We start from the raw sequence: 13,652 nt of genomic DNA on the forward strand, positions 1-13,652 counted from the left end.
ATGGGGCTTGCCCCATGAGTTGGTTCGCCTTGCGATTTTGTTGTCACTCACAATGCGGAGTATGAAATGCCGAAGATGAAAACCAACCGGGGTGCTGCAAAGCGCTTCAAGAAGACTGGCTCGGGTCGCTTCAAGTGCAAGCACAACCACCTGCGTCACATCCTGACCAAGAAGAGCAGCAAGCGTAAGCGTCAGCTGGGACCGAAATTCATGGTTTCTGCTGCCGACCACAAACGTGTTGTCGCTTGTCTGCCGTACGCATAAGGGGGGATGTGAAAAATGCCAAGAGTTAAACGTGGTGTGACTGCTCGAGCTCGTCACAAGAAAGTAATGAAAGCCGCCAAAGGTTACTACGGCGCCCGTTCCCGTGTTTACCGCGTAGCGGTACAAGCGGTAACCAAAGCTGGTCAGTATGCCTACCGTGACCGTCGCCAGAAAAAGCGTCAGTTCCGTCAGCTGTGGATTGCGCGTATCAACGCTGCAGCCCGTCAGAACGGTCTGTCCTACAGCCGTCTGATCAACGGTCTGAAGAAGGCTTCTATCGAGATCGATCGCAAGATCCTGTCCGATATCGCCGTTCACGACAAAATGGCTTTCACCGCCCTGGTTGAAAAAGCTAAAGCAGCTCTGGTTTAATCCAGTTCTGTTATAAACGCTAAAAGGAGGCTCAGGCCTCCTTTTTTGTATCTGTCATTTGCGGTTTTACATTACTTTTCCCTTTCTCCCATCCATATTCTGTCCACTGTTTTACACGCGCTACAGTTTTCTCCACACAAGGTGATATGTGCGAGATGACCTGTTCTACAAATAGTTTATATGCCAACAAACTAGATGTTTGTTCCATTATTTCAGGAGTTACGGTGAACCGATAAGACTCGCTTGATATAACAAAATGATTTGTAGGGAGAAAAGCCCACCTTAACTATGGTCAGCGAAGGGGCTTTTTTTGTATTATTCCCCTCTTGACCTTATTTAGCCTAAAGGCTCCTGTACCGGGAGTGGTGACGAGGAAGACATGCAACAGCTTGAAGAAGTAGTCGGCCAAGCCAGAGCCGAAATTGAGGGCGTGAGCGATATCGCGATCCTCGACGAAATCCGGGTCAAATATCTGGGTAAAAAGGGCTTTTTTACCGAGCAGATGAAGGGCCTGGGTGCCTTGTCTGCCGAAGAGCGTCCCGCCGCGGGCGCCGTGATCAACCAGGCCAAACAGCAGGTTCAGGATGCGCTGAATGAGCGTCGTGAAGCCCTCGAAGTCGCCGTGCTGAACCAGAAGCTGGCCGCCGAGACCATCGATGTCAGCCTGCCGGGCCGCCGCATCGAGAATGGCGGTCTGCATCCGGTAACCCGCACCATAGAGCGCATCGAGCGCCTGTTTGGCGAGATGGGCTTCAAGGTTGCCCGTGGTCCCGAGATTGAAGATGGCTTTCACAACTTCGATGCGCTGAATATTCCGGCTCATCACCCGGCGCGTACCGATCACGATACCTTCTACTTCAATCCTGATCTGATGCTGCGTACCCACACCTCCGGTGTGCAGATCCGCACCATGGAGCATCAGCAGCCGCCGATCCGCATCATCGCGCCGGGCCGCGTCTATCGTAACGACTACGACATGACCCACACCCCGATGTTCCATCAGGTTGAAGGCCTGCTGGTTGACGAGCATGCCAGCTTTACCGAGCTGAAGGGCATTCTGCACGACTTCCTGCGCAACTACTTCGAAGAAGATCTGACCATCCGTTTCCGTCCTTCCTACTTCCCGTTCACCGAGCCGAGCGCCGAAGTAGACGTGATGGGCAAGAACGGCAAGTGGCTGGAAGTGCTGGGTTGCGGCATGGTGCACCCGAACGTACTGCGTTCGGTCGGTATTGATCCGGAAAAATACTCCGGCTTTGCCTTCGGCATGGGCGTTGAGCGCCTGACCATGCTGCGTTACGGGGTCAACGACCTGCGTGCCTTCTTCGAAAACGACCTGCGTTTCCTCAAGCAGTTCAAGTAAGGGCGAGAGAACATGAAATTCAGTAAATCCTGGGTGATGGAGTGGGTCCGCACCGAGTTGAGTGACAACGCACTGGCCGAGCAGATCACCATGGCTGGTCTGGAAGTGGACGCCGTGGAAGCGGTGGCTGGCCAGTTCAACAATGTGGTCGTGGGTGAAGTGGTCGAGTGTGCCCAGCATCCGGACGCTGACAAGCTGCGGGTGACCAAGGTCAACGTGGGTGAGGCCGAGCTGCTGGACATCGTCTGCGGTGCGCCGAACTGCCGTCAGGGCCTGAAAGTGTGTGTGGCCAAAGTAGGGGCGACCCTGCCGGGTGATTTCACCATCAAGAAAGCCAAGCTGCGTGGCCAGCCGTCTCACGGCATGCTCTGCTCTTTCAGTGAGCTGGGTATCGACGTTGAAGCCGATGGCATCATCGAGCTGCCGGCCGATGCTCCCATTGGTACCGATATTCGCGACTACCTCAATCTGAACGACGTCTCCATCGACGTGGATCTGACTCCGAACCGTGCCGATTGCCTCGGTATCGCCGGTCTGGCCCGTGAAATTGGCGTGCTCAACAGCGTGGACGTGGTCGAGCCGACCTGGACACCAGCCGTTGCCACCATTGATGCAACTTTCCCGATCCGGGTTGAAGCGCCGGCTGATTGCCCCCGTTATCTGGGGCGCGTCATCAAGGGGCTGAACCTGCAGGCCCAGAGCCCGCTCTGGATGCAAGAGAAGCTGCGTCGGGGCGGCATTCGCTCCATCGACGCCATCGTCGACATCACCAACTACCTGCTGCTGGAATACGGTCAGCCGATGCACGCCTTCGATCTGGCTACCCTGGAAGGGGAGCTGGTGGTACGTCGCGCCCACGCTGACGAGCCGATGACTCTGCTCGACGGCAACGAAGTGAAGCTCAAAGAGACCACCCTGGTGATTGCCGATGCCAAAGGTCCTGCCTGTATGGCCGGTATCTTCGGTGGCAACCGCACCGGTGTATCCGAGACCACTACCGACATCCTGCTGGAGTGCGCCTTCTTCGCGCCGCTCTCCATCACAGGCCGTGCCCGTGCTTACGGTCTGCACACCGACTCCTCCCATCGCTTCGAGCGCGGGGTTGATCCGGAGCTGCAGGCCAAGGTAATGGATCGTGCCACCCGTCTGCTGCTGGACATCTGCGGCGGCGAAGCGGGTCCGGTCATCGAGGTCAAATCCGATGCCCATCTGCCCAAGGCTGCTCCCATCAAGCTGCGTCGCGCCAAGCTCGACAAGGTGATCGGTATCAGCGTGGCTGACGCTCAGGTGGTCGAGATCCTGACTCGCCTTGGCATGCAGGTTACTGTGGATGCTGACGGTTGGACTGCGCTGGCACCCTCCTGGCGTTTCGATATCGCCATCGAGGAAGACCTCATCGAGGAAGTGGCTCGCATCTACGGCTACAACAACATCCCGAACCTGAAACCCGCTGCCTCCTTGGCGATGGTGGAGCAGGCAGAAGGGCAGGTGACCCTGAAGCGCGTGCGCGACGTGCTGGTTGACCGCGGTTTCCAGGAAGCGATCACCTACAGCTTCGTCGATCCCAAGACCCAGCAAACCCTGTTCCCGCAGAGCGATGCCATCGTGCTGCCGAACCCGATCTCGGTCGAGATGTCCGCCATGCGTGTCTCTCTGTTCCCGGGTCTGGTGCAGGCCGTCGTTTACAACCAGAACCGTCAGCAGCCGCGCGTGCGTCTGTTCGAGCAGGGTCTGCGTTTCATCAAGGATGAAAGCGCCGAGAACGGCATCCGTCAGGAGCCGATGCTGGCCGGTATCATCACTGGCAACCAGAGCGACGAGCACTGGGACATCAAAACCCGCGCAGCCGACTTCTTTGATCTGAAAGGAGATCTGGAAGCGGTGCTGGACTTGACCGCCGAAGGGGCCACCTTTACCTTCGAGCGCACCGAGCACAGCGCCCTGCATCCGGGCCAGAGCGCAGCCATTCTGCGTAATGGCGAGATCATCGGCCACATCGGCGTGATCCACCCGAGCCTCGAGAAGAAGCTGGGCCTCAAGAGCCGTGCGGTGATGTTTGAGCTGGAGCTGGATAAGCTGACCCCGGCCAAGGTGCCTGTGGCTGCCGAAGTTTCCAAGTTCCCGGCGAACCGTCGCGACATCGCCGTGGTGGTCGATCGTCAGGTTCTGGCAGGTGATGTGCTTGCGGTAATTAAAAAAGTTGGCGGAAATCAGGTAGTTGGAATAAACTTGTTTGACGTATACCAGGGTGCTGGTATGGCAGAGGACAAGAAGAGCCTGGCCATCAGTCTTGTATTGCAAGACACCCAGCGCACCCTGGAGGAGAAAGAGATTGCCGAGACCGTAGACAATGTCGTGCGGGCCCTTGGTGAAGAGTTGAATGCATCCTTGAGGGATTGATCTATGGCGCTTACCAAAGCCGACATTGCAGAGCACCTGTTCACCCAGCTCGGGATGAGCAAGCGTGAAGCCAAAGATATGGTGGAAGCCTTCTTTGAGGAAATCCGACAGGCGCTTGAGCGTGGTGAACAAGTCAAGATTTCAGGCTTCGGTAACTTTGACCTTCGTGAGAAGAATCAGCGTCCCGGACGCAACCCAAAGACGGGCGAGGATATTCCTATCAGCGCCCGCCGCGTGGTGACCTTCCGGCCTGGCCAGAAGCTCAAGGCCAGGGTAGAAAATGTTGAACCCAACGAGTGATAAAAAGCCAGGCAGATGCCTGGCTTTTGTTTTCAGATGACCAAATTCCCCGTTTTTCTTCTGGGTGCCGTACTGGCACTGCCATTGCACGCCAAGCCTTTGCAGACCACAGTGCTGCCGTTGGCGCCGGCGACCCAAGCTTATGTAAATTCACTGAGTCAGCTTTCGCTCTGCTATCCTGCGACGCTTCCTCCACCATACCTGATGGCAGAGGGGGGTCTGCTCAAGGATCGTCTCGCCCGGTTGCAGGAGCTGTTCCCTATTCCGCTTGTGCTCAAAGAGTTGCCCGATTGGCAGACATTGCGCAACGGGCTCGCAGAGGGTGACTGCGACATCATTCCCTATGTCGGAACCCGCAAGAAGGCCGTGGAGGGCATGCGGTTAAGTCGTCCGATGATGGAGACCGATGCCGCCATCCTCTACAAGGGTGAAAATCTCAAACAGGCCCGCTTTCTGGTCTACTCGGTGGCAGACTCTGCCCGCCTGCTGCACGAGCTCTATCCCCAGGCACGCATTATTTCCCTAAAAAGCGGAGAGAAGGTCTACGACGCGCTGCAGAGTGGCAAGGGTGATGCCTATCTGGGGGACTATTTGCAACTGCGCTATCTGATGCGCGAGTTTCCTGCCGATGGTTTGCGCCTGCGCCGCCTGTTTGGTGAGGATCGGATCATCAGCTATCGCCTGATGATGCGCGATCAGCCGGAGTTGGCCAATCTGGTGGACACCCTGATCCGTCATATGCCCGCCGGTACTATCTATACCGATCTGGCTCGCTATCTCGATCAGGGGTCGCTCTACGTCAACCAACCCCACTTCAGCGATACCGAGCAGGCCTGGTTATCCGGCCGCGGTCGAACCATTCGCCTGGTGGTCAATCCCGAGTTGATGCCCTATAGCGGCGTCAATGATCTGGGGGAGGCGAAAGGGTGGAGCGCGGATGTGCTGCGCTGGGTCACCCAGGAGACCGGCCTGAAATACAAGCTGGTGCCTGCCGCCAGCAAGGCGGAGGCCGTAGAAAAGCTGCGCCGTGGTGAGGCGGATATGATGGCCGGCTTGCCGGAATCCCCGGCATTGACGAACCAGTTCATTTTCAGTCGGACGATCTCCACCAACCGGTTTGCCTTGATCAGCAAGCGCAAGCTGGCTGCCGATCGCATTACCCAACTCAAGCGGCAGCGTATTCTGGTGCCGGAATCCCTCTACGATCCCTCCTTGCTCGCCCTGCTCGGTGATCAGGAGTGGGTTCGTACCGACGGCATCGAGCAGGGGTTGGCAGCGATCAAACAGGGCAAGGCTGACGCCATGTTGAGCGAGCTTTATCAGCTGCAATATCCCCAGCGTACCAACTTGTTGGAAGGGCTCGATATCGAGGAGCTGGAAGATCGTTTCAGTCTTGGCTTTGCCATCAACAAGAGTCAGACCGAACTGGCCGGGGTGATGGATCGCAACCTGATGGCGCTGACCAGCACCCAGCTCGACGAACTTAACCAGCGCTGGCGCCGCTTGCTCGTCGTGCAGCAGCCCGGCGTGAGCTACGCCGCCTGGTTTGGCTCCATCGCCATGGCACTGCTGATCAGCGGTATCGTCATCGGCGGGATCTGGCGTTCCCGCCAGCAACTGGCGAGGGAAGTGGCCCAGCGTCACGCCGCCGAGAAGGCGCTGGCCATCGAGAGCGAGCTGCGGGAAACCATGTTTCAGGCGTTGCCGGTGCCCGTCTATCTGCGCAATAGCCAGGGCAAGGTGATCAAATCCAATAAACAGGGGCGACGTCTGGCCCTGCGCTATTCGCAACAGTTGATGCTGCCGCCGGTGCAGCCGCAAAAGAGTGAAGGGGAGCTGGTGCTGGGGGATCAGGTCTTCGCCTATGCCCAGCATCCGCTGCGGCTGGACAAGCAAGCACCTGCCACCGATCTCATCGCCCTGTCGGATATCAGTGTGCTGCGTGAGCAGGCCCGTTTTTTGCGTCAGGCAGAGCGCCGCCTGCGCGCCCTGACCAATACCGTTCCCGGCGTGGTGCTGCAGTTTATGTTCGAGCGGGGACGGGTGGGGGGTATCGAGTTTATCAGCCGGGGCTGTTACGAGCTGCTGGGGCTGGCGAGCCAGCAGATCCGTCGTGAGCCCAAACGGGTGCTCACTATGCTGGAGCGCGAGGATCGCCGCCGGGTACGCCGTGAGATGTTCGCCATGTTGCAGGCTGGCAAACCCTTCGCATTCACCATGCGCTACCACCATCCGACCAAGGGTCTGCGCTGGTTGCAGCTCTATGGCCGTGGCCGCAGTCAGCCGCAGGGGTGGCGAATTTATGCGGTGATGCAGGATGCCACTGCCCGGGTCGAGCAGGATCAGGCATTGCAGCACTCCCATGAGCAGGCGCAACAGGCAGTTCTAGCCAAGGGGCGCTTTTTGGCCGCCATCAGCCACGAGATCCGCACGCCGATGAACGCCATGCTCGGCTTGCTGGAGTGGCTGGCCAGCACTCCTTTGTCGAGAGAGCAAGACTCTGCGCTGGCGCGGGTGCGTCAGGCGGGGGATGAGCTGCTCGGCCTGCTCAACGATGTGCTCGACTTTAGCCGCAACGAAAACAGCAAACTCTCCCTCTCGCCGCAACCCACCGATTTTGCCGAGCTGTGTGAGCACGTGGCGGCAGTGCACTGGACCAAGGCGCGGGCCAAGGGATTGCAACTGCGCCTTAAGTTGGACCCGGCTCTGCCAGCCCTGCAGACCCTCGACCCTCACCGGGTACGGCAAGTGCTCCACAACCTGCTCTCCAATGCCATCAAGTTCAGCCTGCGTGGGGAAGTGGTGCTGTGGGCCGAGGTGGTCGCATCGACCTTGCGCTTCGGTGTGGATGATCAGGGACCGGGGATCACCGCCAAGATGCGCACCACGCTCTTTATGCCGTTCGAGCAGTTTGCCGTTGAAGGCCAGCTGCGGGCGCCGGGCACCGGTCTTGGTCTGGCGATCTGCAAGCAGCTGATCGAGCAGATGGGGGGTCTTATCGATGTCGAGGGGCGTGCCGGTGGTGGTAGCCGCTTCTATTGCGAGTTGCCCCTGAAGCGGGTGCAGCAGGAGCCGGACTGGCTGCCCAATGTGCGGCAGCTGGCACTCTCTTTACCCCACGATGAGGCGCAAGCGCTGTCGCCCTGGCTCAGTCGCTTGGGGATCGCCACCGTCAGCAACGCCGTTGATACGCTGCAAGCGGAGGTGGACGAGAAGGGGCTCTACTATTGGGCCTGGCAAGGGGAGTCCTGGGTGCCCGGGACCATTATCACCCTGCTGCAGCCACGGTTGACACCGGATCAACCGGTCGCCGGCACCCAGCCAGGGCTTGGCATGCAGGTACTGCTGGTTGAAGATCACGATGTAAATCGCGAGCTGATCAGCCTGCAACTGGGGCAACTTGGTGCCAGCGTTATCACTGCCGCCAACGGGCAGCTGGCGCTGGAGATGCTGGCGCAGCAGGAGGTGGATTTTGTGCTGACCGATCTGCAAATGCCGGTGATGAACGGGGCCGAGCTGTGCAGGCAATTGCGCCAATCCGCCCGTTGGGCCCGTCTGCCGGTCTATGTGATCACCGCAGATCTCAGTGATCAGGCGGCAAGGGAGCTGCAATCCTGCGGTTGCGATGGCCATCTGGACAAGCCGGTCGCCCTCAAGGAGCTGGCGACCTTGCTGCGCCATATTGCCAAAGAAGGGAGCAATGTTGTCGCCCCGACACCGGTTGCCTCGCTGCTGACCGATGAACTGGCCGCCCTTTATCTGAAGGCTACCCGTGATGATTTGGCCGAACTTGAGCGTTGCAGCACAGAAGAAGATGAAGTTGGCGTGAATGCTGCTTTACACAAGTTGAAGGGGGCCGCCAGAATGGTAGGGGCGTCTGCGTTGGTGGCGGTCATTGAAGAGTGGCAACAGGCGCCCCATCCGATGCTGCAAGCCAGATTGAACCGGGCACTGGATGAGTTCAGCCAGCAGTTTTCAAAGAGGGCTCTAGATGATCATCACTGATGAAGAATTACTGGCGTTGCTCGATTCGGAAGAGCATGAGGCGGCAGGATTTTGCCCCATTGTGCTCTATGCCCTCGACCGCACCGCCCATGAGTTGGCCAGCACCATGACATTACCCTCCTATGTCACGCTGCACCGTACCCGACCGGATGCCTGCTGGCAGTGGGAAGGGCTGTTTGCGGCAGGTGCCATTGCGCTTTACGACCCCGCCGCTCATCAGCAGGCGGACTACTTCCCCCAGTTGCAGCAGCATGAGGGCATTTACGCTATCGGCGAGGATTGGCTGGGGGGGCTTGCCGCCAGTTACCGTAAATGGTGCAACTGGCTGGCCGCTAACAAGGTGCTGCTGCTCGAGGATCACCCGTTTCAGGGGATGCAATTGCAACAGACCATCGCCGGGTTGGGGCTCTCCTGTCAGTGGGTACAGGATGAATCGGCCTGTCTTGCGGCATTGTCGGCAGGCGACATCAGCCTGCTGGTGTGCGATCTCAGCCTGGTGGAGCAAGATGCCATCAGTCTGCTGATGAACCAGCCCCAGTTGCAGGAGGCCGGGCTGCCCATCGTGCTGCTTTCGGCCCATGAGCAGACGCTGATCGACGGTGCCCGCCGCCTGCTGCACGATGCCGGTTTCAATATTCTGGCGGCGCTGGCCAAGCCGCTTGATTGTGACGAGCTGCTCAGGTTGCTGCGTCGACTCTATCTGGGCCCGCTGCGTCAGCAGCGCTTGAGCGGCCAACGCCGCACCATCCGCCGGTGGCAGGGGGAGGTGCAGGGTCAGCTAGGGCTGCTCTCCAGTCCCGCGACCCCTCATCCGGTCTGGCTGGCGGTAACGGGTTTGCCCAGCCGCTGGGAGGCGCTCAAGGATTGGCTGACGGAGCAGTCGCGCACCCCAGCCGAACTGACCCTGCTGATCCACCGTCGTGACCACCTGCTCGGCAATGCCGATCGCTTCGCGCTGGTGCTGCAAGCCAGTCTGGCGGGGAGCAAGCTGGCGCTGCTGCTCGATAACAGCCAGCATCTGCCATTCGATCTGCTGGAGCGTTTGCCGCTGCAAGCCTTGCTGCTGGGGCAGGGGATCTTGCCGGAGATGGAGTCCTTGACCGGTGACTCCCTGCTGGGGCGTTTTATGGCCCGGGTTCGGGAGCTGGGGATCGCTGTCTATCTGGATGATCCTTACAACCTGCTCGACGTCGAGGTGTGGCGAGAGCGCGGTATGACGGGGCGCTGGTAAGCCATGCTGCGCTACCTCTGCTGGCCCATGCACCGGGAGCGCCTTGGCAAAGGGCTGGAGGGCTGGCCTCATCCGGTTTCCCGGGCCGCGCTGCCACTGGCGATGCAGGTCTCCGAGGTGCCGTGCTTGCTGCGCGAGCTGCATGGTGTGGCGCCTGCCCGCATGCTGGCCGCTTACGATGCATTGAGTGAAGAGAGCATCTATCTGCGCTTTATGCGCCCGAAACGGACGCCGCCACCGGAACAGGTAGCCCAATTTCTCAATTACCATCCTGAACAACAGATTTCGCTGCTGCTCACCGATCTGGCTGGTGAGCCGCTGGCTCAGGCGCAATCAATCCGCCGCCGCCTTCATCCCGATCGGGCGGAGTTCTCCTGCATCGTGGCGGATCACTTCCAGCACAAGGGGGCGGGGCGACGGATTCTGCTGGCGCTGGCACTGCTGGCTAGAGCGGACGGGATCCGGGAGTGGACGGCGGAAGTGCTGGCCCAGAACCGGCCCATGCTGACCCTGCTCAAGCGCCTTGGTTTGCCGCTGACCCTGGTGACCGGGCGGGAGATGGTCTTTGTCAGGCTGGATCTGTCGGTACTGGATGCATGGTTACCCGCACCGCCAGCGGCACCGCTTAAGACCAAGGGCGAATAGTGACACTTTTTTCCCTGTGCTAAGGTCACATTTATTGTGCGGGGATAGACGGAGCAGCTTATGGCGCAGTCATACAAACATATCGTGATCCTGACCGGCGCGGGGATCTCTGCCGAATCCGGCATCAAGACTTTTCGTGCCTGCGACGGTTTGTGGGAAGAGCACAAGGTCGAGGATGTGGCGACCCCCGAGGGGTATGCCCGGGATCCCGAACTGGTGCTGCGCTTTTACAACTCCCGCCGCAAACAGCTGCAACAGCCCCAGGTTCACCCCAATCCGGCCCACTATGCGCTGGCCCGCCTCGAGCGACTGCTGCCCGGCACTGTCACCCTGGTCACCCAGAACATCGACAATCTGCACGAGAGCGCTGGCAGCAAGAACCTTATCCATATGCACGGCGAGCTGCTCAAGGCCCGCTGCCCCGAGTCCGGTCAGGTAATCGAGTGGCGTGGCGATCTCCATCAGGACGAGCTCTGCTCCTGCTGCCAGTTCCCCCAGCCGATGCGTCCCCATGTGGTCTGGTTTGGCGAAATGCCGCTCGGGCTGGATCGCATCTACAGCGCGCTTGCCCAGTGCGATCTCTTTATCTCCATCGGCACCTCTGGCGCTGTCTATCCTGCCGCCGGGTTTGTCCATGAAGCGGGATTGAACGGGGCGCACACCATCGAGCTCAATCTCGAGCCGAGCGAGGTGGGCAGCCAGTTTGACGAGAAACGTTATGGCCCAGCCTCCCTGCTGGTGCCCGCCTATGTCGATGAGTTGCTGGAGGCGTGCGGCATTCATCAACCGAGGCAAGTCGAGGGACACAACTGGATGGAGATGCGCGGTCCCTGAGCTACTGTGCGACGGGACAGTTGCAATGGTTCGGTGAAATCGCCACACTGGCAACCATTAAAAAAATGGGACGCAGTTGGCGCAAATTACCATGACCGCAGTAAAGCAATGGATCGCTTTTTTTCTCCTGATGCTGGCCAGTGCCAGCGCATCGGCCTCCATCCCCCTGATGACCTTGGTACTGCCAGATGGCCAGCAGGTGAGCCTCGATGAGGCGGCCCTCTCCGCCGTGCCACAGACCGAGTTCACCACGACTACCCCCTGGACTCAGGGCGCCCACCACTATCGCGGGCCGACCCTGTCAGCCGTGCTGGCGGCGCAAGGGATCCCGGATGCCCGCAAGATCGCCGTCTCGGCCCTCAACGGTTATCAGCAGGTGGTGGATCTGGCCCTGTTCGACGGCGTGCCGCTGACCCTGGTGCGTCAGGAGGACGGCAAACCGCTGACCCGGCGCAACAAGGGGCCGCTCTGGCTGCTCATCCCGTTCACCACCTATCCCAAGCTGGACGTGCCCGCCATCCATAACTGCATGGTGTGGCAGGTGACCCGCATCGAGATCGTCGATTGATGGGGCTGTCCCGCCAAAATCTGCTGTTGGTTGCGGTGTCACTGCTGTTTCTGCTCTCGTCGGGCAGCAGCCTCTATCTGCAGTATCGGCAGGAGCAGCTGGTCGATACTTTCTACCGCAATGTCCACTGGAACATCAGTCAGGTAATGCTCGAATCCCAGCGTTTCCTCTACGACCTGCAGCTCTATCGGGCTGGCAGACTGTCGATGGAGACCCTGAGCCTCGATTACGATCTGCTGTGGAACCGGCTCGATATCTTCCTCATCAGCAGTGAAACCGCCGAGATGCGCCAGCGGCACGGGCTCGGCAAAGTGCTGGCCACCCTGTTCGAGCAGATCAAGCAGCTCGAACCCCAGATGGAGGTCGGTGCGCTGCGCGAGGGGGCTGAGCTTGCCCGCTTGCAGGAGGCGATCGCCAGCCAGACCCGTCTCATCGAACAGATAGGGGATCAGATCCTCTCCGGCCAGGAGCGGGAGCATTCGGTCAGCCAAATCCGCAACAGCCTGTTCTGGCTGCAGATCTGGCAACTGATCCTGTTACTGACCGGTGGCGCTCTGGTCGCTGCCCTCATTCGCGCCAATCTGGCGAACCGTCGGCTTGCCCTGCTCGATCCCCTGACCCAGCTGGGCAACCGCCGTGCCCTGCAGGAGCAGCTCTCTCGCGCTCTGCATGCTGGCGAGGTGAGCGCTTTGGTGGTGCTCGATCTCAAGCGCTTCAAGCAGGTCAATGATCTGCTGGGTTATCAGGTCGGTGATCGGCTGTTGCAGATGGTGGCCAACAAGCTGCTGCAGGTCCATGGCAGCCACGCTTACCGGCTCGGCGGAGATGAATTTGCCGTGGTGCTGACCAAGGCGGATGATGCGCTGGAAACCGCCATTCATGAGCTGGTGGATCTGCTCCATTTCGAGTTCGTGACCCGGGAGTGCAGCTTCGATCTGGCCTGTCGGCTCGGGGTTGCCAAGGCGCAGCAACAGGATGCCGCCCGGTTGCTGGATCAGGCCATCCTGGCCCTTAACCAGGCCAAGCGTAGCCAGGAGGGGGCGATCAGCTGGTTTGAGCCAGCCATGTTGCAGCAGTTGCAGTTGAGTCAGCAGCAGCTTCATCAGCTGCGAGAGTGGTTGGCGGGGCGCGAGCCAGCACCGCTGCGAGTGGCATTGCAGCCGCTGACGGACGGGCAGGGCAACGAGATGTGGCAATTGGCGCTTGAGTGGCGTGAGCAGGGAGTCCCATGCCATATGCGCTGGCTGCAGGAGTGCGGCGTACTGGGGCCCGTGTTGGCCCGTGTGCTGCAAACGCACGAGGCGCAGTATGCCGATGGTCGGACACTGCTGGTCCCGCTCGACAATCAGGCCCAGCTGACCCATCTACTGGCCTATTTGCCGGAGGCTTCCTGCACGCCGCTAGTGTTGCTGGTACCGACGCTACAGCCGGATGGTGCCCTGCTAGCGGGATTGCGGCAGCAGGGTTGCACTCTGGCGCTCAGAGAGATTGGCAGTACCACCTCGGCGCAGCTGGCAGCCGGCTGGCCTGTCCGCTACTGGCTGCTGCAGGGTGATGAAGATGGCGAGTTGCTGCAACCGCTGGCCCGACGATTGGGGTTGGTGCAACTGCAAGTGCTGGCAGCCAGGGAGACCCGGTCGCTGGCCTGAGGGCAAAAAGCGGTATTGCAC

At 59.8% G+C, this 13,652-nt stretch carries 11 protein-coding genes; all 11 read left to right on the plus strand.

Translation table 11 applies throughout. The features are described from left to right. The first annotated feature begins 66 nt into the window (after nt 1-66). Nucleotides 67-264, plus strand: coding sequence for a 50S ribosomal protein L35 (rpmI, locus tag AB5Z05_RS08635; RefSeq protein ID WP_005336688.1), 198 nt, complete (start codon nt 67-69; stop codon nt 262-264). A 15-nt stretch (nt 265-279) separates the two neighbouring features. Continuing rightward, nucleotides 280-636, plus strand: coding sequence for a 50S ribosomal protein L20 (gene rplT / locus AB5Z05_RS08640; RefSeq protein ID WP_005336687.1), 357 nt, complete (start codon nt 280-282; stop codon nt 634-636). A 379-nt stretch (nt 637-1,015) separates the two neighbouring features. Next, nucleotides 1,016-1,999 (plus strand): phenylalanine--tRNA ligase subunit alpha, encoded by a 984-nt coding sequence (gene pheS / locus AB5Z05_RS08645; protein ID WP_368151072.1) that lies wholly within the window; start codon nt 1,016-1,018, stop codon nt 1,997-1,999. 12 nt (nt 2,000-2,011) lie between these two features. After that, nucleotides 2,012-4,399, plus strand: coding sequence for a phenylalanine--tRNA ligase subunit beta (pheT, locus tag AB5Z05_RS08650; protein ID WP_368151074.1), 2,388 nt, complete (start codon nt 2,012-2,014; stop codon nt 4,397-4,399). Between the two features lie 3 nt (nt 4,400-4,402). Continuing rightward, nucleotides 4,403-4,699 carry an integration host factor subunit alpha gene (gene ihfA / locus AB5Z05_RS08655; protein ID WP_005300715.1) on the plus strand — a complete coding sequence of 99 codons (297 nt, stop codon included), beginning with the start codon at nt 4,403-4,405 and terminating at the stop codon, nt 4,697-4,699. Nucleotides 4,700-4,714: 15 nt separating this feature from the next. Beyond that, nucleotides 4,715-8,704, plus strand: a complete 3,990-nt coding sequence (locus AB5Z05_RS08660) for a transporter substrate-binding domain-containing protein (protein WP_368151076.1) — start codon at nt 4,715-4,717, stop codon at nt 8,702-8,704. Further along, on the plus strand, nt 8,691-9,935 hold the full coding sequence (locus AB5Z05_RS08665; RefSeq protein ID WP_368151078.1) for a response regulator: 1,245 nt from the start codon (nt 8,691-8,693) through the stop codon (nt 9,933-9,935). The genes AB5Z05_RS08660 and AB5Z05_RS08665 overlap by 14 nt, the downstream gene beginning before the upstream one ends. 3 nt (nt 9,936-9,938) lie before the next feature. Further along, nucleotides 9,939-10,580, plus strand: coding sequence for a GNAT family N-acetyltransferase (locus AB5Z05_RS08670; protein ID WP_368151080.1), 642 nt, complete (start codon nt 9,939-9,941; stop codon nt 10,578-10,580). Nucleotides 10,581-10,640: 60 nt separating this feature from the next. Further along, a complete protein-coding gene (cobB, locus tag AB5Z05_RS08675) occupies nt 10,641-11,414 on the plus strand; it encodes a Sir2 family NAD+-dependent deacetylase (RefSeq protein ID WP_005351956.1) in 774 nt (257 codons plus the stop codon). Nucleotides 11,415-11,505: 91 nt separating this feature from the next. Then, nucleotides 11,506-11,982 carry a hypothetical protein gene (locus tag AB5Z05_RS08680; RefSeq protein ID WP_368151082.1) on the plus strand — a complete coding sequence of 159 codons (477 nt, stop codon included), beginning with the start codon at nt 11,506-11,508 and terminating at the stop codon, nt 11,980-11,982. Continuing rightward, entirely contained in the window at nt 11,982-13,631 is a 1,650-nt protein-coding gene (locus tag AB5Z05_RS08685) for a diguanylate cyclase (RefSeq protein ID WP_368151084.1), read from the plus strand. The genes AB5Z05_RS08680 and AB5Z05_RS08685 overlap by 1 nt, the downstream gene beginning before the upstream one ends. The last annotated feature ends 21 nt before the right edge of the window (nt 13,632-13,652 follow it).

The sequence above is a fragment of the Aeromonas sp. R2-4 genome (assembly GCF_040908365.1).
In the GTDB taxonomy this organism is placed as follows: Bacteria; Pseudomonadota; Gammaproteobacteria; order Enterobacterales; family Aeromonadaceae; genus Aeromonas; species Aeromonas veronii.

What these genes read in the sequence shown, in the direction of transcription:
- cobB (WP_005351956.1), top strand. Translation starts at nt 10,641, where the DNA reads ATGGCGCAGTCATACAAACATATCGTGATCCTGACCGGCGCGGGGATC.
- AB5Z05_RS08665 (WP_368151078.1), top strand. Translation starts at nt 8,691, where the DNA reads ATGATCATCACTGATGAAGAATTACTGGCGTTGCTCGATTCGGAAGAG.
- rpmI (WP_005336688.1), top strand. Translation starts at nt 67, where the DNA reads ATGCCGAAGATGAAAACCAACCGGGGTGCTGCAAAGCGCTTCAAGAAG.
- AB5Z05_RS08670 (WP_368151080.1), top strand. Translation starts at nt 9,939, where the DNA reads ATGCTGCGCTACCTCTGCTGGCCCATGCACCGGGAGCGCCTTGGCAAA.
- ihfA (WP_005300715.1), top strand. Translation starts at nt 4,403, where the DNA reads ATGGCGCTTACCAAAGCCGACATTGCAGAGCACCTGTTCACCCAGCTC.
- rplT (WP_005336687.1), top strand. Translation starts at nt 280, where the DNA reads ATGCCAAGAGTTAAACGTGGTGTGACTGCTCGAGCTCGTCACAAGAAA.
- AB5Z05_RS08680 (WP_368151082.1), top strand. Translation starts at nt 11,506, where the DNA reads ATGACCGCAGTAAAGCAATGGATCGCTTTTTTTCTCCTGATGCTGGCC.
- pheS (WP_368151072.1), top strand. Translation starts at nt 1,016, where the DNA reads ATGCAACAGCTTGAAGAAGTAGTCGGCCAAGCCAGAGCCGAAATTGAG.
- AB5Z05_RS08685 (WP_368151084.1), top strand. Translation starts at nt 11,982, where the DNA reads ATGGGGCTGTCCCGCCAAAATCTGCTGTTGGTTGCGGTGTCACTGCTG.
- pheT (WP_368151074.1), top strand. Translation starts at nt 2,012, where the DNA reads ATGAAATTCAGTAAATCCTGGGTGATGGAGTGGGTCCGCACCGAGTTG.
- AB5Z05_RS08660 (WP_368151076.1), top strand. Translation starts at nt 4,715, where the DNA reads ATGCCTGGCTTTTGTTTTCAGATGACCAAATTCCCCGTTTTTCTTCTG.